This window comes from Arthrobacter sp. LjRoot78 (assembly GCF_964254335.1).
In the GTDB taxonomy this organism is placed as follows: domain Bacteria; phylum Actinomycetota; class Actinomycetes; order Actinomycetales; family Micrococcaceae; genus Arthrobacter.
Genome location: NZ_CAXUTG020000001.1, coordinates 3,440,930 through 3,463,282, shown reverse-complemented (window position 1 = coordinate 3,463,282; position 22,353 = coordinate 3,440,930). Strand labels below are relative to the sequence as shown.

Annotated in this window: 17 protein-coding genes; 10 read left to right on the top strand and 7 right to left on the bottom strand. The window is 66.3% G+C overall.

Annotated features, from left to right (window positions below):
* Window positions 1–271 precede the first annotated feature (271 nt).
* Window positions 272–5,419: a peroxidase family protein gene (locus ACSQ1X_RS16065; RefSeq protein WP_436058369.1), complete on the top strand. Its 5,148-nt coding sequence runs from the start codon at window positions 272–274 to the stop codon at window positions 5,417–5,419.
* Between the two features lie 254 nt (window positions 5,420–5,673).
* Here the strand turns inward: ACSQ1X_RS16065 and ACSQ1X_RS16060 are convergent, their stop codons facing one another.
* Window positions 5,674–6,462, bottom strand: a complete 789-nt coding sequence (locus tag ACSQ1X_RS16060; RefSeq protein ID WP_436058368.1) for a hypothetical protein — start codon at window positions 6,460–6,462, stop codon at window positions 5,674–5,676.
* Between the two features lies 1 nt (window position 6,463).
* Window positions 6,464–8,161 carry a multicopper oxidase family protein gene (locus tag ACSQ1X_RS16055; protein ID WP_436058367.1) on the bottom strand — a complete coding sequence of 566 codons (1,698 nt, stop codon included), beginning with the start codon at window positions 8,159–8,161 and terminating at the stop codon, window positions 6,464–6,466.
* Between the two features lie 117 nt (window positions 8,162–8,278).
* Between ACSQ1X_RS16055 and ACSQ1X_RS16050 the strand changes: the two genes are divergently transcribed.
* Window positions 8,279–9,496: an MFS transporter gene (locus tag ACSQ1X_RS16050; RefSeq protein WP_436058366.1), complete on the top strand. Its 1,218-nt coding sequence runs from the start codon at window positions 8,279–8,281 to the stop codon at window positions 9,494–9,496.
* 101 nt (window positions 9,497–9,597) lie between these two features.
* Window positions 9,598–10,221, top strand: coding sequence for a dihydrofolate reductase family protein (locus tag ACSQ1X_RS16045; RefSeq protein ID WP_436058365.1), 624 nt, complete (start codon window positions 9,598–9,600; stop codon window positions 10,219–10,221).
* 54 nt (window positions 10,222–10,275) lie between these two features.
* Here the strand turns inward: ACSQ1X_RS16045 and ACSQ1X_RS16040 are convergent, their stop codons facing one another.
* A complete protein-coding gene (locus ACSQ1X_RS16040; protein WP_436058364.1) occupies window positions 10,276–11,268 on the bottom strand; it encodes a zinc-binding metallopeptidase family protein in 993 nt (330 codons plus the stop codon).
* A gap of 81 nt (window positions 11,269–11,349) precedes the next feature.
* Here ACSQ1X_RS16040 and ACSQ1X_RS16035 point away from each other — a divergent pair, with 81 nt between their 5' ends.
* Genes ACSQ1X_RS16035 through ACSQ1X_RS16025 form a run of 3 tightly spaced genes read left to right on the top strand, consistent with a single transcriptional unit; the run spans window position 11,350 to window position 14,221 of the window.
* Window positions 11,350–11,805, top strand: a complete 456-nt coding sequence (locus tag ACSQ1X_RS16035) for a DUF1579 family protein (protein WP_436058363.1) — start codon at window positions 11,350–11,352, stop codon at window positions 11,803–11,805.
* 8 nt (window positions 11,806–11,813) lie between these two features.
* Window positions 11,814–12,548: a hypothetical protein gene (locus ACSQ1X_RS16030; protein ID WP_436058362.1), complete on the top strand. Its 735-nt coding sequence runs from the start codon at window positions 11,814–11,816 to the stop codon at window positions 12,546–12,548.
* Complete coding sequence (locus ACSQ1X_RS16025) at window positions 12,545–14,221, top strand: alpha-amylase family glycosyl hydrolase (RefSeq protein ID WP_436058361.1); 1,677 nt, start codon at window positions 12,545–12,547, stop codon at window positions 14,219–14,221. Before ACSQ1X_RS16030 ends, ACSQ1X_RS16025 begins: the two co-directional genes overlap by 4 nt.
* A gap of 55 nt (window positions 14,222–14,276) precedes the next feature.
* Here ACSQ1X_RS16025 and ACSQ1X_RS16020 read toward each other — a convergent pair whose 3' ends face one another.
* On the bottom strand, window positions 14,277–15,365 hold the full coding sequence (locus tag ACSQ1X_RS16020) for a flavin-containing monooxygenase (protein ID WP_436058360.1): 1,089 nt from the start codon (window positions 15,363–15,365) through the stop codon (window positions 14,277–14,279).
* Between the two features lie 81 nt (window positions 15,366–15,446).
* Between ACSQ1X_RS16020 and ACSQ1X_RS16015 the strand changes: the two genes are divergently transcribed.
* The gene (locus ACSQ1X_RS16015) at window positions 15,447–16,094 is read left to right on the top strand and encodes a TetR/AcrR family transcriptional regulator (RefSeq protein ID WP_436058359.1); all 648 of its coding nucleotides are present in this window, start codon (window positions 15,447–15,449) and stop codon (window positions 16,092–16,094) included.
* A gap of 54 nt (window positions 16,095–16,148) precedes the next feature.
* Here ACSQ1X_RS16015 and ACSQ1X_RS16010 read toward each other — a convergent pair whose 3' ends face one another.
* On the bottom strand, window positions 16,149–16,760 hold the full coding sequence (locus ACSQ1X_RS16010; protein WP_055804416.1) for a carboxymuconolactone decarboxylase family protein: 612 nt from the start codon (window positions 16,758–16,760) through the stop codon (window positions 16,149–16,151).
* A gap of 276 nt (window positions 16,761–17,036) precedes the next feature.
* Between ACSQ1X_RS16010 and ACSQ1X_RS16005 the strand changes: the two genes are divergently transcribed.
* Window positions 17,037–18,374, top strand: coding sequence for a BTAD domain-containing putative transcriptional regulator (locus ACSQ1X_RS16005; RefSeq protein ID WP_436058358.1), 1,338 nt, complete (start codon window positions 17,037–17,039; stop codon window positions 18,372–18,374).
* Between the two features lie 30 nt (window positions 18,375–18,404).
* Here the strand turns inward: ACSQ1X_RS16005 and ACSQ1X_RS16000 are convergent, their stop codons facing one another.
* Window positions 18,405–19,622, bottom strand: a complete 1,218-nt coding sequence (locus tag ACSQ1X_RS16000; RefSeq protein WP_436059351.1) for an aminotransferase class I/II-fold pyridoxal phosphate-dependent enzyme — start codon at window positions 19,620–19,622, stop codon at window positions 18,405–18,407.
* Between the two features lie 346 nt (window positions 19,623–19,968).
* Between ACSQ1X_RS16000 and ACSQ1X_RS15995 the strand changes: the two genes are divergently transcribed.
* Window positions 19,969–20,796, top strand: coding sequence for a hypothetical protein (locus ACSQ1X_RS15995; RefSeq protein WP_436058357.1), 828 nt, complete (start codon window positions 19,969–19,971; stop codon window positions 20,794–20,796).
* Between the two features lie 8 nt (window positions 20,797–20,804).
* Here ACSQ1X_RS15995 and ACSQ1X_RS15990 read toward each other — a convergent pair whose 3' ends face one another.
* Complete coding sequence (locus tag ACSQ1X_RS15990) at window positions 20,805–21,719, bottom strand: phosphatase PAP2 family protein (RefSeq protein WP_436058356.1); 915 nt, start codon at window positions 21,717–21,719, stop codon at window positions 20,805–20,807.
* A gap of 205 nt (window positions 21,720–21,924) precedes the next feature.
* Between ACSQ1X_RS15990 and ACSQ1X_RS15985 the strand changes: the two genes are divergently transcribed.
* Window positions 21,925–22,113 (top strand): hypothetical protein, encoded by a 189-nt coding sequence (locus tag ACSQ1X_RS15985; RefSeq protein WP_436058355.1) that lies wholly within the window; start codon window positions 21,925–21,927, stop codon window positions 22,111–22,113.
* The last annotated feature ends 240 nt before the right edge of the window (window positions 22,114–22,353 follow it).

The window sequence follows — 22,353 nt, the reverse complement described above, 5'->3', positions numbered from 1 at the left end:
CGGTGCGCTGACTGTCTCAACAAGGTTTTTCCGAGGTGTCCGGTTCACCATGGCGTCATTCCATCCCTCTAACGGCAGGCATGTCATGAGACCCTTCAATTGGATGCCCCTGGGCCCGGCCGACGGTAAGGCCTCGGCGCCCCCAAACCCTGAAGACAGCAGTTTCCACGCCAGACGCGGGCGGCACGCGGCCCCCCGCTCGGCACGAGTCAACCCGGTACGAGTCAGGTCGGCGCGGGTCCGGCTGGTCGCAGCCATCGCGGCCATAGTCATGCCGGTTGGCATGGGCCTGCCCGTGGCCGCCAATGCCGTCACGGCCCCCATTGGCCAGGGGTTCACGGTGAGCCCCGCCGACCTGGCGTTCATCCTGCAGCAGATCAAGATCGCCGAAGCGCACGCGGCAACGTTGTCGCCGGAGCACCCGTGTGACACCATGATCGGCACCGGCCCCAACCAGATCGCCAGCCCCCTCGTCTCCAAGGGGCTGCGCACTGTGGACGGTTCCTGCAACAACCTCGTGCCCGGCCAGGAAACCTTCGGCGCGGCCGACGAGATCTTCCCGCGGCTGGGCTCCAAATCATTCCGCCCCGCTGAGTCCGGATCGCTGGGCGGACCGCCCGCGCCGACCAGCTACGAGCAGAAGTCCGGCGTCGTTTTCGATTCCCAGCCCCGCGTGATTAGCAACCTCGTGGTTGACCAGACTTCCACCAACCCCGCCGCCGTGGCCGCAGCAGGGAACCCGGTCAGGACCCAGGGCGCCGAGGGCGTGGTGCCGTGCACCACCGATCCCACTCCGGACGCTGCCGGCATACCTGCCGGCTGCGTTCCGTCCCACCAGACCCTGTTCATGCCCAACGTGACCACCGACGTGGGCCTTTCGCCACCGTACAACTCGATGTTCACGCTGTTCGGCCAGTTCTTCGACCATGGGGTGGATCAGACCGTCAAGGGCGGAGGCACGGTGTTCGTGCCGCTGAAGGCGGACGATCCGCTCATCGCAGGTCCCGACCACATCCTGGGCAACGGCGACGACCTGGACCCGAACCTGCGCTTCATGGTGCTGACCCGCGGCCAGAACCAGCCGGGGACGGACGGCATCCTGGGTACCGATGACGACATCCAGGATGCGACCAACACGGACTCGCCCTGGGTTGACCAGAGCCAGACCTACACCTCGCACCCGTCACACCAGGTATTCCTCCGCGAATACGTCAACAACAGCGACGGCAAGCCGGTGTCCACCGGTAAGCTGCTGGGCGGCCCGGCAGGGCCCACCGCCGGCGGCATGGCCACCTGGGCCACCACCAAGACGCAGGCAGCAGCATTGCTCGGCCTCCGGCTGGTGGACACCGACGTGACCAACATCCCCATGATCGCCGCAGACCCCTACGGCAAGTTCATTCCCGGCCCCAACGGACTGCCGCAGTACGTGACCGCCACCGGCCTGGTGGAAGGCAACATCGCCTCCCCGGTTCCGGTTCCGGCCAACGCGCTGCACTTCGACACGCCGTTCCTGACGGACATTGCGCACAACGCGGATCCCACGCCGGTGGACACCGACCGCAACCCGGATACACCGCCGGTGGCCCCGGTCCCGGACGACGACAACGTCGCCTCCGCCGACTTCGCCAACCAGCCAGCGGGAACGTACGACGATGAAATGCTGAACGCACACTTCATCGCCGGCGACGGCCGCGTGAATGAGAACATCGGCCTGACCGCCATCCACCAGATCTTCCACTCCGAGCACGACCGCCTGGTAGGCGACATCAAGAATGTGCTGACCGGCGACACCTCGGCGAGCGGCACTGCTGCGCTCCAGGAGTGGCAGCTGGCCGCGGGTGCTGAGGGCTGGAACGGTGAGCGCCTCTTCCAGGCGGCACGGTTCATCACGGAAATGGAGTACCAGCACCTGGTCTTCGAGGAGTTTGCCCGCAAGGTGCAGCCCGCGATCAACCCCTTCCAGCCGTTCGCCTTCACCCAGACCGAGCTCAACCCGGCCATCAAGGCGGAATTCGCCCATGCCGTGTACCGTTTCGGCCACTCGATGCTGACGGAGACGATCTCCCGCCGCAACGAGGACCAGGCCGGTCCTGACGCGGTGTTCGGCACCTCCGATGACATCCGAGGAAGCGACAACGACATCTCGCTGCTGGACGGGTTCCTGAACCCGCCGGCCTACACGGACGGCGGCCCCGCCGGCTCGCTGACCTCCGAGGAAGCAGCCGGCAGCATCATCATGGGCATGTCGGACCAGGTGGGCAACGAGCTCGACGAGTTCGTCACCGACACGCTCCGGAACAACCTGCTGGGCCTGCCGCTGGACCTGCCAACCATCAACATGACCAGGGCCCGGTCCGAAGGCATCCCGACGCTGAACAACCTCCGCCGTGAGCTCCACGCCTCGACCAACGACGGCCAGCTGCAGCCTTACACCAACTGGATCGACTTCGGCGAGAACCTCAAGCACCCGGAGTCGCTGATCAACTTCGTGGCAGCCTACGGGCAGCACCCGACCATCCTCACGGATGCCGGCCCCGATGCAACACTGGGGACGGCCGACGACGGACCGGCCACCCTTGAATCACGCCGTACGGCTGCCCGCAAGATCGTCAGCCCAGACACCCTCGCCGGCGAAGTCGGCCCGAGTGACGCCGCGGCGTTCATGAACAGCATCGGTGCGTGGGCGAACGACGGGACGAGGTCCATCACCGGACTCGACACCGTGGACCTCTGGGTTGGCGGACTCGCGGAGCGGACCAACCTGTTCGGCGGCCTGCTTGGCAGCACGTTCAACTTCGTGTTTGAAAGCCAGCTCACCGACCTCCAAAACGGCGACCGGCTGTACTACCTCGCGCGCACCCCGGGCATGAACCTGCGGGCACAGCTGGAAGGCAACTCATTCGCCGAACTGATGATGCGCAACACCAATGTGCACACCCTGAAGGCCGATGCATTCGCCACCGCGGACTGCAAGTTCGAGCTGAAGAACCTGGCGGGCACCACCGACGGCTTCACGGCCTCCGGCAACACGGTGGCCGATGACCCGGCGTCGGAATGCAACGAAACCGCGCTCCTGATCCGGATGCCCGACGGCACCATCAAGTACCGGGCCATCAACACCGTGGACCCCTCCGGGATCAATGGCCAGAGCGTCTACAACGGCACTGCCGGCGTGGACCGGATGTACGGAGGCAACGACAACGACACCTTCTGGGGTGGCCTCGGGAACGACATCATCCAGGGCGGTGACGGCGCCGACGTCGCACTCGGCGGTGAAGGTGATGACATCATCACCGACCTCGCCGGCGACGACGTACCCAAGGGCGGTCCCGGAAACGACGCGATCGACGCCGGTCCGGGCCTGGACATCCTCATGGGTGGCGACGGCAAGGACTTCTCGAACGGCGGAGCCAACATCAACGAAACCTTCGCCGGTGCCGGTGATGACTTCATCATCGCCGGACAGGGAGAAGACGCAGTGTTCGGTGACAGCGGCGATGACTGGCAGGAGGGCGGCGATCAGCCGGACCTCCTCCAAGGAGACAGCGGCAACCTGTTCTTCCTGGACGATTCCCAGAAGCCGGGCCATGACATCCTCATCGGCCAGGGCGGCGACGACGACTACGACATGGAGGGCGGCGACGACGTTGGTCTCGCAGGACCCGGCATCGAGAAGGTCGCCGGAGCCTCAGGGTACGACTGGGAAATCGGCCTTCAGGATCCGCAGGCGCAGGACGCCGACCTGAATCTCCCGATCCCGCCGCTGGACATCCTGCAAGTGGGCGTCCGCGACAAGTTCAACGAACTTGAGGCGCTCTCCGGTGCGAACCTCGACGACATCCTTCGGGGCGACGATGTGGTTCCCAGCGCCGTCGGCGGTGCCGGATTCATCGGATGCGACGTGCTGGACCAGGCGGGCCTTGACCGCATCGCGGGCCTTGACCCGCTGGTACCCGCGCTCAGCACTCCCGCTGACACGGTCATCGCGGCATCGGCATCCAGGAACTGCCCGCTGCTGGTCCCCGGCAGCAACGTCTGGGGCGATGGCAACATCCTCCTCGGCGGCGGCGGCAGCGACCTGATCGAAGGACGTGGCGCCGATGACATCATCGACGGCGACAGGTACTTCAGTGTCCGGCTCAGCGTCCGCACGGACGCGAACAATCCGGCCTCCGAGATTGGCAGCGCGGCCGGGATGACCACGCAGTACCTGCGGGACGGCGCCGGCAACCTTACCGGTCCGACCCTCCAGGAAGCAGTGTTCGCGGGAACCGTGAACCCGGGCAACATCGTGGCAGTGCGCGAGATCCTGACGGGTACCGGCGGCACCGACACGGCAGTGTTCTCCGGACCGCTGTCCAACTACACGGTCGTTGCCACCCCGGCAACGGACACCGAGCTGGCCAAGGTGACGGTCACCCAGACCGGCGCCGACGTGGTCGGCCAGCGGGCCAGCGACGGGATCGACACGCTGCGGAACATCGAGCGTCTGCAGTTCACCGACCAGGTGGTCACGCTGGCGGTGCCTGATGCGCCGACCATCAGTTCGGTGACCGCAGCCAACAGCTCCGCCACGGTGACGTTCACGGCCCCGGCCGCCAACGGGTCTTCGCCGATAACGGGCTTCGAGGTCGTCGTGAACACCGGCGGCACCGCGGTCCGGACTGTCACCGGCATTGCGGCCACGGCCACCAGCGCCACGGTCACGGGACTGACCAACGGCACTTCGTACACCTTCCAGGTGCGCGCGCTGAACCAGTTCGGTGCAGGGGCGCTGTCCGCGGCATCCAACGCGGTGACACCGGCTGCTACGGCTCCGGGTACACCGACCAATGTGGCGGCCACTGCGGGGGTTGCTTCGGCAACCGTGACGTGGACGGCGCCGGCCAGTGACGGTGGGTCACCGATTACCGGGTCCCAGATCGACGTCCGCATGGGAACCGCGGTGGTCAGGACCGTCACCTTCACCAACGCGGCCACCAGCCAGGTGGTCACGGGCCTGGAAAACGGTACCCAGTACACGTTCGTGGTCCGGGTGGTCAACGCATCCGGTGCCAGTGCGGGTTCTGCACCGTCGAATGCGATCAACACGCCAACCGTGCCAAGCGCTCCGGTGATCGGAACCGCCAGGCAAGGGGCCAACCGGGGAGCAGTGACGGCCATCGCCAACTGGACGCCGCCAGCCGCCACCGGCGGTTCCCCGATCACGGGCTACAAGGTAACGGCACTGCGGATGAGCTCGGCCGCAGCCAACGCCACCGTGGTCTCACGGACAGACTCTGCAGTCCTGCCGGCGACGGCCAGGTCCCTGGAGATGACCCTGACCAACAACAACTACCGCTTCATAGTGGTAGCCATCAACGCGGCGGGCACCAGCCCGGAGTCCGCCCGTTCGAACAGCGTGGTGGCGCGGTAGCCAAGGCGCAGCGCAGCTAGCAGTTGCTGGCAAGTGAAGGGGGTGGCCCACCGGCCACCCCCTTTGCTGTGCGTTCGCCTTGTGCGTGCGGCCCCGGGGCCTTCCTGTTGCCGTGCCCGGCTGTGTGCCTGGCTGTGTGCCCAGCGTTGCCCAGAGGCTGCCGTGTGGTCATGGTCCAGACAGGCATAAAGAAGGGCCAGGCCGGCTGAGATGTTGTTGTCTCAGCCGGCCTGGCCCGTCGTCGTTATTTGCCGTCAGTGGCCGTGCACGGGTTCCTCGGCAGCGGCGGCCTCCGCCGGCTCCTTAGTCATGTCCACGCCTGTTCCCGTTTCCGACCGCGGAGCCACTTTGACGTCGTCCGCGGTGTTGCCTGCGGCGCGGGCAACGCCGCGGCGGACAGCCTCCACCGTCTTGTCGCTCAGCAGCGGGCCGGTGTACGCGAATTCGAGCTCGCCGTCGCCTACACGCGTGTCATAGTTGCCCAGCGCGTCGGCGAGGATTCCTTCCAGCGCGACGGACTCAGCCACGGTGCCGGGGTTCGGCGAGCTGACGGTGAAGCGGAGATCGTGCACCAGCACCTGGGCCACGTGAACGTGGTCCAGTCCCGGAAACGCCTGGTCGTGGCCGAATGCGAGGTCAACCAGCTCACCGCCGTCTGCGATGGTGGCATCACCCGGAAACGCAACAATGAGTTCAGGCACCGTATGCTGCAGCACGCTGGCCCCCAGGACGTCCGGTGATATCGGGGAAATGGCCAGTCCAAGGCTGCCCGCGGCCGAGGAAAGAGCCGTGCGGAGCTTGTCCACATCCGCGTCCGGGGCAGGGTGGATGGCCACCGCAATGCGCCGGCGGACCATTAGCCCGTCGTGGCTCACCTGGGGCCGGCCGTTCCCCAGCTCGGCGCCCGACCCGGACGTCAGGACGACGCCGGACGGGTCGGAAGGACGGGGACCGGGCGCTCCGGCGGTGCAGCCGGCCAACAGGGAAGAAGCCAGCACCACCGAGACGGCAACGGCAGCCGCCTTCATCTCAGGTGCCTTCATCTCACGTACCCGCCGGGAAGCCCGGCTGGTATTTCGGGACGAAGAAGTTGGCGGGCAGGGTGTCCGGGACGGCCGGGTCCGAGGTGATCGGGTCGTTGTTCCGGAGGTCACCCACGGAGAACTGGACCATCATGTCGTGGTCCTCGTGCACCAGGTTGTGGCAGTGCACCATGTAGCGGCCGCCTGTGTGCGCTCCGGTGTCGAACTGGGTAAGCAAGGTGACGGACTCGTTCTCTCCGGTATAGAAGACATCCTTGGGCCCCGTCTCCCACGCGAACGGCTGCCCGCCGTTGGTATTGCGGCCGATGATCTTCGCGTCAATCAGATGAATGTGCACCGGATGGAACCAGCCGCCGGAAGCGTTGGTGATGGTCCACTGCTCGACGTCAAAGGCCTGGGGGTTGCCCAGCAGCTTGGTAAATCCGGAAGCTTCCACGTCGGCCCAGGTGACGCCGCTGACGACCCATTCGCCGTTCTCGCGTTCCACCCTCAGCTCCCGTTTGGCGACCACCAGGTCCGGTGTCAGGCTCATGGTGGGCAGCCCGCCGCGGGCCGCATTCGGCGAGCCGCCGTCGTCGAGCGTCTTGGGAATCGCGGAGATGGTCCCCTTGCTTGAGCCGGAGTTGCGCACGACCTCGAACTGCATGATCTTGTCCGTATTGGCAAAATCCACGTTGTTCTTGTTGCTCAGGTTTTTCAGCTGGATCTTCTGCCCGGGCTTGTACCTCCGGAAGTCGATCAGGATCTCGTAGCGCTCGGCAGTTCCCTGCCGCCAGGACTGGACAGCCTGGACCTTCGGCACCATGCCGCCGTCGGTGCCAACGATATAGACCGGCTCGCCCGTGGAAAGCGTGGGGCGGTAGGAACGGGTAATCGAGGCCACAAGGACCCGGAAACGGTAGATTCGCGGCTTCACCTTCATCGTCGGCCACGGAACCCCGTTGACCATGATGATGTCGCCCCACAGGCCGTCGTGGTCGTTGTCGTTGTAGCCGAAGGAGCCGTCGGCGTTGAACAGTGCGTCCGAGATCATCAGCGGCACATCGAACTCACCCTGCGGCAGCTGGTCACGTTCGAACGCGTCGGAGAGGGGGTAGAAGCCGGCCAGCCCTGAGTACACGTTCTGGGCCGTCACGTGGTGCTTGTGGTCGTGGTACCAGAGCGTGCGGCCGGTTTGCCAGTTGGGGTAGTGGTAGTTCTTCACGTACCCAGGCGAGGTGGTGTCGTTGGCGTAGCCGTCGTACTGCGGCAGCGACGCCGAGCCGTGCAGGTGGGTGACGGTCTGGAAGGCCAGGGGATGCAGCAGGCCCAGCGCCGGGAAGTCATTGCGGATCCGCACCTCGGTCCGGGTGCCCTGGATGGCCCGGATGGTGGGGCCGGGGAAAATGCCGTTGTAGCCGGCCAGCGTGGTGGTGAGGCCGGGAACAAACTGGGTTTGGCCAAGCTTCTGGGTCAGCGCGTACTTGGCATACGGCCGGCTGGGATCGCCGTCATCGAAGCCGGTCTCGAACGGCTCCAGCACGGGCGGCCGCCGGAAGACGCCGGCATAGGGAACCGGCGTGTTTTGAGGCGCCAGCTGGCTCGTGGTGATGGGCGGCGTGGTGGGTGGGGGAACGGTGAGCGGGGCCCCCTTCATCCCCACAAGGCTGAATGCCCCTAGCGTTCCGCCCAGCTTTAGAACTTCCCTGCGAGTTGTCATGACCTCTCCTCATGGCTTGCTCAATCCTGATCAGATGATGCTCCGCGCAACTTGTAAAAAGGCTGGAGCGGGGTCCGCCGGCGGCCGTCCGGGCCGGGCCTGCATAGGATGAAAGGGATGACCTCCGCACAAGCCACAAAACCCTTCAGCCTCCGCAGCATTGCCGTCCCTGCGTTCGGGCCCGCGCTGCTCTTTTGCATCGGTGAGGGAGCGGTGTTGCCGGTGGTGGCGCTTTCGGCCCGCGACCTTGGCGCGTCCGTGGCGGTGGCCGCGCTGATCGTCACTTTGATCGGCCTGGGCTCGTGGTTCTTTAACCTGCCGGCCTCACTGATCACCCTCAAGTTCGGGGAACGCTGGTCCATCGTAGGGGCCGCCGCGGCGGGTGCACTGGCGCTGACGGCGGCGGGGCTGTCCTCGGTGATTCCCAACGGACTGTGGCTGCTCGCCGTGGCGATGATCGTCGTCGGGATGGCTGCAAGCGTCTTCAGCCTGGCCCGGCAGAAATACCTGACCGAAGCGGTGCCGGTAGCCTTCCGCGCCCGCGCCCTGTCCACCCTGGGCGGCGTGAGCAGGATCGGCATCTTCATCGGGCCGTTCGTAGGCGCCGGTGTCATGCAGTTTGCCGGGATCAGCGGCGCGTACTGGGTGGGTGTGGCCGCCATGGCCGCGGCCGCCGTCCTGTCCGTCACCATCCCCGACCTGCCCGCTGTTGGCAGTTCGGGCGACGCGCACCGCGGACCGGAACCCACCATGCGCGGCATCGCCAGGTCCCACGCGGGGGTGTTCCTCACCGTGGGCGCCGGCATCCTGCTGCTCAGCGCACTGCGGGCGTCCCGTCAGGTGGTCATCCCGCTGTGGGCGGACAGCCTGGGCATGGACGCCACGCACGCCTCGCTGATCTACGGACTCTCCGGGGCGATCGACATGCTGGTGTTCTACCCGGCCGGCAAGCTCATGGACCGCAAGGGCAGGCAGTGGGTGGCCATCCCGTCCACGGTGATCATGGGTACCGCTCTGATGCTCATCCCGCTGACGGGCAGCTTTGTGGGCCTGCTGCTGGCGGCGCTGCTGATCGGGTTCGGCAACGGCATCAGCTCCGGCCTCATCATGACCCTCGGCGCCGACTTCTCCCCGGACCGCGGCCGCGGCCAGTTCCTGGGGCTCTGGCGTTTTATTGCCGACGCCGGCGCCACCGGCGGCCCGGTGCTCCTCTCCGGCGTCACCGCCGCCGTCTCACTGGGGGCCGGCGTGTGGGCCACCGGCGTACTGGGGTTCGCCGCCGCCGTCGTATTTGCCATCACCATTCCCCGGCTCAGGCACCGCCGGAACTACTAGCGGCCGGCGTCCATTACCTGTTGCTTCGCCGGGAATCGTGTGCCAGCCTCGAAGTGATCCCGTCGCCGGGACGACGACGGGCGACAGAGGAGGAACACGGCATGGGACTGATCCATATAGACCTGTTCACGACGCTCGACGGCGTGGCGCAGGCGCCCGGCGGCCCGGACGAGGACCCTGCGGACGGCTTCGAGTTTGGCGGCTGGCAGGCACCCCTCATCGACGAGGTGGTCGGCGAGCAAATCCAGTCCGGGATGGCCGGGATGGACGCGCTGCTGCTGGGGCGCCGAACCTACGATATCTTTGCCGCGTACTGGCCGCATCAGCACGGTGACATCGCGCAGCTGTTCAACCGCATCCCGAAATACGTCGCCTCCCGGCAGGCGCCAACCCTCGAGTGGGCCGACTCCACACTGCTCGGCCCTGATGTGGCGGCCGGCGTGCGCGAACTGCGCGACCGGCACGAGAACATCCACGTCATCGGCAGCCTCAACTTCGTGCAGACCCTCTTCGCCGAGAAGCTCTTCGACCGGCTCACCCTCTGGGTGTATCCGATCCTCCTCGGCAGCGGCAAGAAGGTCTTCGCCGACGGGGTGGTGCCGACGAACCTCACCCTCATCGAGCCGGTGCTCGCCTCACCAAAGGGTGCGGTGCTGCAGCGCTACGCGCTCGCCGAGGGCACGCCCGGCGTCGGCGATATGGCGGCCGGCGAGCCGGAAGGGTAAGCGGGCCCATTGGCAGCCTAAACAGGAGGCCGGGGCCGCCCGCCGCAGGCAGGCTTAGGCGGTCGCTGAAGTGCGCAGCCCGTGGACGAACTCGAGCTTGTCGATCACGGCACTTGAGAGAACGAACGGGTAGAGATCGGCTTTCCCCATGCTGCGGTTGACCTGGTTCAAAGCGATCGAGAGGGGCAGCCACTCCTTCTCCACGCGCGTACGGAAAGAGGAATCCCGGGAAGCGGCAGAAATTAGTCCGAACTCCCGTGCGGTGTCGAGGGTGTCGCAGATGTGCAGGTAGTGGGCGAAGGACTCGGCGAAGTCTTCATAGGGATGCATGGTGGCGTATTTTGAAATGTACTGCTCGTTCCAGTCCGCCGGAGCGCCTTCGCTGTAGTGGCGGTCTATTTCTGCCTGGTAGTCCTTGGTGTCGTCGCCAAAGAGTTCCCTCGCCTCGCGCGTCCGTCCCTCGTGGCCGAACACGAGCGCCGTCTCGAAATAATGCCCCACTTCATGCCGGAAATGACCAAGCATGGTCCGGTACGGTTCATCGAGTTGGGTTCGCATTCTTTCGCGATAGGCGTCGTCGCTCTCGGCCAGGTTGATGGTAATGACACCCTCAGCGTGTCCGATCACCACATCTTCCTTGACGCTGGACAACAGGTCGAACGCCAGGCCGCCGTCGTGACCTTCGGCGCGGGTGACGATGGGCATGCCAAGTTCATCGAGTTCGGCAATGAGATGGCGCTTGGCCTGCTCGGCGGCAACGAACTGCGTCAGGCCCTTGGCATCGCTGTCGTTCGGTCGAGTGCGCGTGAGCTCGCAACTGAAGCATTGGCGGCCGCTCTCCGGCGCAAGCCAAGTGCACCCGGATAGCAACAAATTGACGCAGCGGTACCAGGTGTTTCCGGACGCATCCGTGTGCCGGCCCTGGCTGTCCGCAACCACCACGGCGCGCGAGTTCCGCAGGTAAGCGAGATTGGACCCGCAATGCAGGCAGACCGAGTTTTCAAAGTAAACGGCCGAACCGCAGGCACCGCAGGATTGTTTTTTCACCTCACGATCCTACCCTTGTCAGATGTGCTTCGCCGGGCTGCGCCACTAGCGGTGCAGGCGGATCCGGGACAGACTGCCCGTATGAAAATTGTCGAATTTTTGGCGCCGTTCACCGGAAGCTGGCAGGGCCACAACCGTTTCCGGTTCATGCCCACCGATGAGTACCAGGAATCAGTGTCGGCCGCGACGGTCGCGGTAACGGCCAAGGACTTCGTGACCATCGAGTACACGTGGTCGCACGAGGGCCAGCCGCAGAACGGCCTGCTGCTCCTGGGCTCAGGTCCGGCGGGCGCGACCGCCGTGTGGGTGGATTCCTTCCATGCGGCGCCGCAGTGGCTCACCCTGTCCGGAACCATCGACGACGACGGCGTGGTCCGCCTGGCCTGCACGTATCCCGCTCCGGAGGGCCCCGACTGGGGCTGGCAGATCCACGTCGAACCCGGCGACGGCAACGGCGGACGCATCACCATGCACAACGTGGTTCCGGGCCACGACCCGTACCAGGTGGTTGAGGCCACCTACCGGCGGCAGGAGTAGGGCGCGCCATGGAGTCCATCAGGGCGCTCATCGCCTCCGCCGAACGCGAATCCCGGCTGCCGGACGGGGAAGACGAGCGGTTTTCCGGTTACGGCCTCATGGGCCAGGCGTTCAGCTCCGGCTACCTGCTCGCCATGCGCAGGTTCCCCGTCACCTCTGTTGGGCCGGGCTACACATCGGTGTGGGTGCGCCGCCCCTCCGGTTCCTGGACCATGTACACGAGTGTGCCCGCTGCGGTGTCCTGCCCGCGCTACTTCGGCAGCGCCCTGGAATCCACCTCGGTCCACCGGATCGACGTCGCATGGCTTGATGACCACCGCTTCACGGTGGATGTAGCGGACGACGTCGGCCTCCACTGGGAGGTCAGCCTCGCCGCCACACCAATCACCCGGGCGATGTCCGCGGTCGCCTCCGCGCTGCCGGCCAGACTGTGGCAAAACCCGGCTTTCCTGCGGGTCATGGGAGCAGTGGCGGGCCCGGTGCTGCAGTCGGGAAAGATGGGGCTCATTGGCCGGGTACCCAACGGGCAGGGCTTCCGGGCCAACCCCAAGCGGGTGTGGTTCATCTCGGGAAGCACCGCCACGCTGCGGGGCGAGGACCTGGGCAGCCTGAAGCCCCTCCCCGTGCAGACCCGGCTGGGTGACTTCTGGATTCCCCAGCGCGGGATCTTCATGATGGGCACGGCCGCATTCGACCCGTTCGACCCCGCCGCGCACCACGCACTTCCCGGGACGCCTTCGTGACCGGCGTGGAGGCATCTGCTGGCAGGGAGGCAACCGCCGGCGCCGTGGCGGCCCCTCAGTGGCTGGCGGACGCCGTGATCTACGAGATCTATCCCCAGTCGTTCGCGGACTCGAACGGAGACGGTGTGGGTGACCTCGCCGGGGTGCGGCGGCACCTGGACTACCTGGAGTGGCTTGGGGTGGACGTGATCTGGTTCAACCCGTGCTTCGCCTCGCCCTTCCGCGATGCGGGCTACGACGTTTCGGACTACCTCACCATCGCCCCTCGCTACGGGACAAACGAGGACATGATCGCCGTCGTCCAGGAAGCGGGCGCGCGCGGAATCCGGGTGCTGCTGGACCTGGTGGCGGGCCACACGTCCGTTGACCATCCGTGGTTCCAGGCATCCATGAACGACGAGTCCGACCACCGCTACGTCTGGTCGGACCGCGCCGGTGATACCCTTGTCGCCGCGCCGGGAAGCCGCCCCGGCTGGTACTTGAAGAACTTCTTTCCGGAACAGCCGGCGCTGAATTTTGGATTTGCGCGGCTGACGCCGGACGAACCGTGGCGGCAACTGCCGGACGCGGAGGGACCCCAACAGAACAGGGCCGCGCTCCGGGAAATCATCGGGTACTGGCTGGATCAGGGCATCGCGGGCTTCCGCGTGGACATGGCATTCTCCCTGGTGAAGGACGACCCCGGACTCGTTGAGACCACGGCTCTGTGGCGTGAGCTGGGGGAGTGGATGCGCGGCGCCTATCCGGACGCCGTCCTCATCCCGGAGAGCGACGAGCTGAGGACCGCGGACGCCGGAGTGCGCGGCGGCTTCGATGCGGACTTCTCGCTCGTCATCCACGACGAACACAGCGCGCTCTTCAACAATGGCGGCGCGGGCATCCTGCCCTGGCAGGAGAGCACCGAGCCCTGCTATTTCGACGCTGACGCTGACGCTGCTGACGGAACCCGTGCTTTTGAGAGGTTCCTCAGCCTGTGGAATCTCCATCCCGAGGCCAACGGGGCGGATCGCCTGGTGGTGCTGCCCTCCGCCGATCACGATTTCTCGCGGCTGGTGTGCGGGAACCGGACGCGGGAACAACTCCCGGCGGCTTTCACGTTCCTGCTGACCTGGGGTTCCATTCCGTCGATCTACTACGGCGACGAGATCGGCATGCGCTATCTGGAAGATGCCCCCGAGAAGGAAGGCAGCATCTGGACGCCCAAATACAACCGTGCAGGCTGCCGGACCCCGATGCAGTGGGACGACTCCCTTCCCAACGCCGGATTTTCCACAGCGCCGCCGCAGGACCTGTACCTTCCGCAGGATCCCGACCCGGAACGGCCCGCCGTAGCGGAACAAATGGACGATCCACAGTCGCTCCTGCACTTTGTCCGGGGCCTGGTCCAACTCCGTAAATCAACCCCGGCTCTGGGAACCCGGCCGTCCAGAAGACTGCTCGCCGTCGGCTATCCGCTCGTTTACCTCAGGAACGAGACGCACCTGGTCGTCGTCAACCCGCTCCGGCGTGCGGCCCGGGTGGCGGGGGAGCTTCCTCCGGGGTCGGCAGTCCGGCACCTATTCGGCAACGGCGTGACGGTCGACGACGTCGGAATCCACGCGGACGGCTCGGCTGCGGGATCTTCGAACTCGCCCCGCCCAACTAGGTCGCCCCGCCCAACTAGGTCGCATTAGATGTCGTTTTGAGCTCCCATGACGACATTAACTGCTACCTAGTTGGGGGGCGGGGCTACTTAACCGGAGCGGGGACGCCGTGCCTGGTTCGCGCCAGGATTCCGTCCACAACATACGCCCCGTCCCGGCCCACTCCGCCGATGAGGCCCGACGTGAGCGAGTACTGGAACGGCATGCCCACGAAATACAGCCCGGGCAGTTCCGGCACGGCGCCGCGGCGGGTTTCCGGCCAGCCCCAGTCCGTCAGGTTCAGGCCCTCGATCCACTCGAGCGACGGCTTGTAGCCCGTCGCCCAGATGACGGTCCGTACGCTGCGGGACGTGCCGTCGTCGAACGCCGGCTGTCCGCCGGCAACGGCGCTGAACCGCGGCAGCCGGACCACGCCGGCCCTGTCCAGGTCCTTGACCGAGATCCGGATCAGCGGCGCCCCGCGCCGGTGGAAGTTGGCGCGCACCTTCCGTCCCAGCGGGTTGTCCGTCGTCGGGATGAAATGGATGAAGCGCCAGTAGAGGGGGTCGGCCCAGCGCAGCACGGGGTCGGGAACGTGCGGCGTGGGGCGGCCGGCGATGAAGGTCCGGTGGGTGGCAGCGAGCTCCAGCGCAATCTCGGCACCGGAGGTCCCGGCGCCGACCACCAGGACGTCGCCCTCCGGAATGTCCGACGGGTGCCGGTACTGCGAGCTGTGGAGTTGCAGGATCCCGTCATCCAGCCCGGCGGCCGCAGCCGGGATGCGGGGGACCGCGTTGGCGCCGACGGCGGCAATGACGTTGCGCGCCTGGAGCAGGCCATCGCCTGTGGTGACGGCAAAGCCGGTGTCCGTTGGGCGAACGGCCGCCACGTGCACCCCGGTCCGGACCGGAAGGCTGAACTCCCGGGCATAGGCCTCAAGGAAGTCGGCGAACTCGTTCTTGGAAGGGAATGTGTTGTGGGCCGCCGGGAAGGCAAGGCCGGGGAGGCCGTCGCGCTGGGCCGGGGTGAAGAGCCGAAGGGAGTCCCACCTGGCCCGCCAGCCGTCCCCGATCCGGGGTGCCTGCTCCAGAATGACGAACCGCAGCCCCGCTCTGGACAGGTGATAGCCCGCGGCAAGACCCGCCTGCCCGGCGCCGAGCACCACTACATCAAACTGCTGCACGTCCTGGTCCATGACTGGCTCCCTTGACCGAACAACCCCTATTCCGATGTCGTTAGAATACCATTCCAGTGAGTGGAGGGATAGTCTAAGTTCATGCCAGGAAAAACCACAGCACCTACCCATGCATCACCCAAGGTCACCCGCAGGACGGCCCAGGCGGCGGACACCCGGCTGCACATTGTGGCCACCGCCCGCCGGCTCTTCCTGGCGAACGGCTACGTGCGCACCACCATCGAAGGCATCGCGGTGGAGAGCGGGGTTGCGGTGCAGACCGTCTACAACTCCGTGGGCAATAAGGCGGCGCTCCTCTCCGCCGTGCTGGACGCCGCAGCATCGGGGCCCAACGCGCCGGCGCAGGTGCTGGAGTTCATGCGGGAACGGACCCGCCAGGCTCCGGATCTCGAATCCATGCTGGCTGTGCTGGCGGACTGGTTCGTGGAAGTCCATCAGCGGACAGGGGCGGTGCTGGGTGTCATTGCCCAGGCGGCGGCGGTGGATACGGAGGTGGCGAAGCTGGAAAAGGCCCGGGCGCTGCAACGGCTGACGCGGTACCACGAGGCGGCCGCGGCTGTCCGCGAGCGGGGCGGCCTGACGTCGGGGATGTCGGACGAGGACGCTGCCGCTGCCATCTGGTCGCTGGGGCACCCGCAGGCCTACCGCACGCTGGTGAATGACGCCGGCTGGACCCCGGAGGCATACCGGGAGTGGATGCTCAGGGCGCTCGCCGCTGCTTTGGCGTAGGGAAGCCCCTTGGCGTAAGGAACGGCTTTGGCGTGCGGCCTGACGGCGGCGGGTTCAGGCGTCCCGGTGGCGGGGCTTCGCGGCGGCTCCATACTTGGCCAGCGGCGCCAACAGGGCGCTGCGGAGCTGCGGGGAGAGCTTGGTGGGTACGTCCACCTCGGCGGCGATGGCCTGCAGCACGCGGCTCAGGTAGTTGCGGGCGCCGGCCGCGAGGGTGATGTCCAGGATTTCCCGGTCGGTGAAGCCGTGGTCCCTGAGCTCCAGCGTGTCCGAGTCCGTCATGTTCACGGCGTCGGTGCTGATCCGTTCGGCGTACTCCATCATGGCCACCTCCGCCGGTGACAGCCCCGCGTTGTGGTAGTCCCGGGCGATCTGGATCAGCTCTTCCTCGTCAATGGCCCGCAGGGCCTTTAGCCCGTGGGCAAGCCGGCAATGGGCGGATCCGAGTGCCTGGGCTGCGGCAAGGGTGACCAGCTCGTACCGCCGGAGGTCCATGTTCTGGGTGATGGCGCTGATGAGCGCTTCGAACGCCAGATACGCTTCCGGGTTCACCGCCAGGTCCTTGGCGTGCTTGGCGACGTAACCGCGGGACCGGAGTTCGTCGTCGTAAATCTTCGCCTTTTGGCCGAACGCCTGGCTTTCGGGAGTGGTGGCGAATATGGACATGCGCGATCCTTCTTCCGGCTGGGGCCACCCGCGCTGCACGACGGCGGGAGCCCTGACAGCGCCGGTGCGGACACCTGCGATATTCCTCCGCGACCCGCGGTGAGTCAACACATGGCCCGGCGTGTTCGGCGGAACGGCAGGGGCAGTGGGTAGCCGACGGCGGTTTTTGAGGGAGCCGGGGCCGATTAACAAGTAGCGGTTACTCAGGCTAATGATCAGCTTGCTGAGTAAGGATGGTCCCTAATCGCCGTCGGTGTGGAATTGGGGGTTTCCCGCATGCTGGAAGTGGAATTGGTTTCAGAACCGCACAGAGGGTTGTCGGCTTCGGAGGCCATGGTTCCGTCCGGCAAGCTGGACGTCAGCATCCTGGGTCCGCTGACCGTTCGACGCGGGGCTCTGACGCTGGGCGCGCATGACCTGGGCGGACCCAAGCCACGCCAGATCCTGGAAATCCTTCTGCTCCATCTGGGCAGCCCGGTGTCGAAGGGGCGGCTGATCGACCTGTTGTGGGAGGGTCGCGCCCCCGTCCTGGCGCATCCAACGTTGGAAAGCCACGTCAGTGTCCTGCGCCGCCACCTGCAGCCCGGGTCTGGACGGGCCGGACCGCTGAAGACAGTGACCGGCGGCTACCTCATGGACAGGGCCCTGGTGGACCTGGACCTCGACCGGTTCGACGTCCTGTTCCGCCTGGCCGCGCAGGCTGAACCGCGGCGGGCTCTCAGCTTCCTGACGGAGGCACTCGCCCTTGCTCCAGCGCCCTTGCTCGGCGGAGAACTCCTGCCCGCCTGGGCGGAGGAGGAAAGAACCCTGCACGCGGCGCGGGTGGTGGAGGCCAAAGTCCAAGCTGCCCAGGCGGCGTGCGCGCTGGGAGAATCAGAAACCGCCATCCTCTGGGCAGCCGCCGCGCTGGAGGACGATGCCCTGGCCGAACGCGCCTGGACGGTGCTGGTCCTCGGGCTGGAACGGTCCGGGCAGCTGACCGCAGCGCTGCGGGAATTTGACCGGTGCCGGCACGTGATGGACCAGGAAATGGGGTGCGCGCCGGGGCCGATCCTGCAGGCGGCGCACGCCCGCCTCCTGCAAGGCACGGCCGCTACCGACGAACCGGAGACCGTACTCGAGATTGCGGGTACCCCAGGCACTGGAGGCACCGGACACGCGCGACCCGAGCCAAGGCGACCGGAGCCGGGGGCGGCCGAACGGATGGTCCTGACAATTGGACACCCCGAAATGTTCGTCGAGCAGCTCACTGATGCCCTGGAGCGCGAGCCGGGCCTGCATGGCGTGGGGGCAGCAACGTCAGTCGAGTCAGGTGTGGCCATGACGCGTTCCGTGAAGCCCGATGCCGTGATCATGTCCTATCGGCTGCCTGACGGTAGCGGGCTGGACGCCGCCAGGCAGATCTTGCTGGCGTTACCGGAGACGAGAATCGTGATGCTGACCGCCGAATGTACGCCCGCGGCTTTGTGCGAAGCCGCGGCAATGGGAGTGTGTGCCTTCCTTCCGAAGGAAGGCCCCCTGGCGCTCCTGCTGGAAACGCTCCGTCATGCGAAAACGGGCAACATGCTGGTGCACCCGTCCATAGTGGCCAGGCTCGGACAGGGCAACGATTAGGGCCCCTGGCTCGCGCTTCTGCTTCCGCCCCTACCCAACCTCCGCGAGCCGGATTGCCTCTGCGAACACGGGCAGGCTGCGTTCCACCATGTCCTCGTTGGCGGTCAGCGAGATCCTGAAGAACCCGGGTGTTTCAAACAGGACGCCCGGCAGGACATAGACGTTCCGGGCGGCCAGGGTTTCGGTGAACGCTTCGTCGTCGGCCACCGGCGAGTGCACAAAAAGGTAGAACGAGCCCTCCGGCCGGTGCAGTTGGTAGCCCATCCCGGTCAGCTCCTGGTACAGCCGGTCCCTCTTCCGTTGCAACTGCCCGACGTCGATGGTGAACGTCTCCAGTGCGGGCAACGCGTACTGGAGCAGGGCGTTGGGGTAGATCCAGCCCAGGGCAACCTGCAGGGCGCTCAGGATTTCGCGCAGACCGTCACGGTCCGGCATGGTGGGCGGCAGAGCCAGGTACCCAACGCGCTGCCCGGGTGCCAGGTGCGTCTTGCCGTAGGAGTAGGCCAGCAGCGTGTACGGATAGAACTCGGCCGGGCTGTGGAAGCGGGCGCCGTCATACACAATCCGGTTGTAGGCCTCGTCAGACAGGAGATAGATCCGCCGCCCGTTACGCTCCGAGGCGAGTTCCAGCATCGCGGCCAGCTTCACCAGCAGCGTCTCCGGGTAGATCCGGCCTGTGGGATTGTTGGGCGTATTGACGATCACCACCCTGGTCCGCGGCGTAATGGCGGAGGCTATAGCCATCAGATCCAGGTCGAACGTCTCGGGGTTGATGTGCACTTTGACCGGCACCAGCCCGGCCTCCACAATGATCGGTTCGTACAGGAACCATGGCGGCAGGCTGTAAATCACCTCGTCGCCCGGATCGGCCACGGCCTTCAACGCCATGGCTATGGCCGTGAAACCGCCCGTGGTGAGCAGGAAGTCCTCCGGCTCGAACGGCATCTCGAGCAGACGCCGCAGCGATTGGGCCGCGGCGACCTGGGCCTCCGCGCCGTTCGTCTTGTACGCAAACCAGCTTTCGTTCCGGGGTTCGAGCTGGTCCCGCAACGCCGAGACATACGCCTCCTGCGGCATCTGATGCGGATTGCCCAAAGTGAAATCGCAGATTCCTGGGTCATGCTGGCGGCGGGCATGGGTGCGCAGGAATCCCTGCACCCTCAGCAAGGATGGAATGGACGCCACTGCCCTGGCCCGGGCCGGGAAATCCACGCGGGTGGAGAGTTTTGAATCGTAGATGCCGGCCATGAAATCAGCCCCCTGGTTAAGCAGCACGGAAGTCAGCTCGCTGCTGAGCCAGTGGAGGCTGTTGTGCGATTTATTCTGGCCCCCGCCGGCGGCAATGTAAATGGGACGGAACTCCGCTGGCCCATACCAATGAGGGACCCGCCAGGTCAACACTCGCTTTTCCGCTTTTCGCTACCTGCCGCAACATCCGTAAAGTAGGGGGCGGACCCCGGCGCTCCTTGTGCGCGGTCCCATGGGTTGACCGGGAACTGGGCTCGATCAACTGCGCATCTCACCCGAACGCGGCCTTCGCTGCGCCATGCCTGCCCCCGATCCAACCGGGCCGGCCAGACCCAGGAGTATCGTTTTGCTTCAGATCAACCTGGTTGCCGCCCTCGCGGCACTGCCCCTCCTGCTGGGCCTCGGAACGGCCCCCGCCGCGGCACCGGTTTCGACCCCCGCCGCGGCCACTCCGGCATCGGAAGTCCAGGCGGCAGCGCTGCAGCCCGCTTCAGCGCGTAACGACTCAGCCCTTAAGAACTCAGTCCAGGAGGTGAAGATGCAGCCCGCCAAGGTCAGCCCTCCCGCCACCAGCCCTTCGGTGAAGGTAGTGGACACGACGGCCGCGATCTCAGATCCCGCCTGGTTCAAAAAAGCGTACGACGCCGGGATCCGGCTTTACGTGATGCACTCCACCGCATGGGGTACTTGCGACCCCTGGTACCGGACCCAGGCCCAGCTGAAGATGGCGCTGGACGCGGGCCTGAAAATCGCCGTGTACACGCGGGACGCCTCCTGCTGGCGGGGCGGCATCAGCGCCGCGGGACCGTATGCAGCCCAGCTTCAGTTCTTCGCCCTGGACGTGGAACCGGCCAGCCCTCCGGTGACCCGGGAGATGGTGGACGGCGTCCGCAGCATGGGCGTGCGGCCAGTCATCTACAGCGGCAGCGGCATGTGGCCGGACCTCATGGGCAGCAGCACGGCCTTCGCCGACGTGCCGCTCTGGGACACCAACACTGCAAGCAACCTTAACTACTCCACCTGGACGGCCGACTACCTCGCGCCTACGCCGGTGCAGTACGGCGGCTGGAACACCTCCAGCACCATGCGGATCGGCATTCAGCAGAAGTTCGAGCAGAGCCTCAACGGCATTCCGGTGGACCTGAACTCCTTCAACGCCTCGTTCCTGATGTAGCCGGACTGTCAGCCAGCCGCCCGCCGTCGTACGGCAAACGCAAACAGGGCGGTGGTTGCCACCGCGGCGAGGTAGCCGGCCACCACGATCAGCGAGATGCCGCCCCAGAAGTAGCTCGTGCCGCTGCCGCCCTCGCCGGGCACGTAGCGGGTCAGCAGGAAGGCGGCGGCCGCGGCGAATACCAGGCAGATCAGGGCCGGCAGCCGCAGCCACCAGCGCGAGGACGCCCAGTGCCCGCCGAAGCCGTCCCACACGTTCCAGGTGTTCCCGGTGCGGATGATGAGCCAGCCGGCCGGGATGACGAATGCGCCCACCAGCAGGAAGGCCGCAATCACGTCGGACGGGCGGTGCCACTGGTTCACCACGGTGGAAACCCCGGAAATGATCGCGAAGCTGCCGCCTGCGAATCCTGCGAACGGCCGCCACCGCGGTGAGGCCATCAGGAACACCGCGGCAGCGGCGGATGCAGCGAGCGTGGTGTGGCCGGAGGGCAGGGAGTTCAGCTCCAGCGTTTCCACGCCGCGGAACGGCCGCTCCGGCAACAGCGCCTTCAGGACCTGCGTGGCGATGTTCGCCCCGATGCACGCGGCAACGGCAATGCCGGCGGCACGCCAGCGCTTCCGGATCACCGAGACGAGGAGGACGACGACGGCGCCCACCACGAGCGACACCGTGGGCAGCCAGTCCAGGAACCGGGTGGCGGCCTTCCCTGCAGGGCCGTGGATGGCCACGGCCTCCACCAGCGCCGATTCGTCAATGTACTGGCCCGTGGTGGTCCGCACGAAGAAGTAGTACGTCGCGATCAGGCCGGCCACACAGGCCAGCGTCGCAAGGATGCACAGCGCACCCAGCGCCACGGCGCCACGCACCTGCCCGGCGGGCCGCCGTCGTCGGGAATCTTTAAGGTGGGAACTCATCACCATCAGCGTCCCACAGAAAGCTGGGAACAGGCCGGAGACCGGTGCTGGATTGGGGGAGGAGAGCACCGTATCCGCCGCCGACACTGGCAACAATCCGCCACCAAAACAGGTAGCAAATACTCGTGCCGGGCGGCGGCCATTCTTCCTACGCTGGGACGTAGCGGGCGTCAGCCGATCAGCACTAAGCCGGCGGCCGTAGCGGATGCCAATGACCTGGGACGGTGACACTCCGGGCATTGGCATCCGCAAAACCATGCCCGACACTCTGTCGCTGGCGCTGCTATCGGGGGAAATACGTCTCCAGGCCCCGGCCCTTAAACACAACAGCATCCGGCACGCGAAGGACATCTGCAAGCTGCTGGACCGCGCCAAGGATGACGGCCGCGGGCACCGGTAGCCCAAGTCAGGGAGGCGGCCATCATGCGCTGTTGGCGGCGCGTGATGGCCGCTTCCTTGAGTACCATCCACCGGCAAAAACGAGTAGCACTCACTCATGTGGGCCCGGCATTCAATCCCTACGATCTTCTTAACGGTCGGGTTTTACACCGGCCGCCCCGCAGCAGATCAGGCGGCTAACCGCAGGGAATGCATGCCCGGGGCTCCTTGAGCTGGGCCGACGGCGACGAGTCTCATAAAA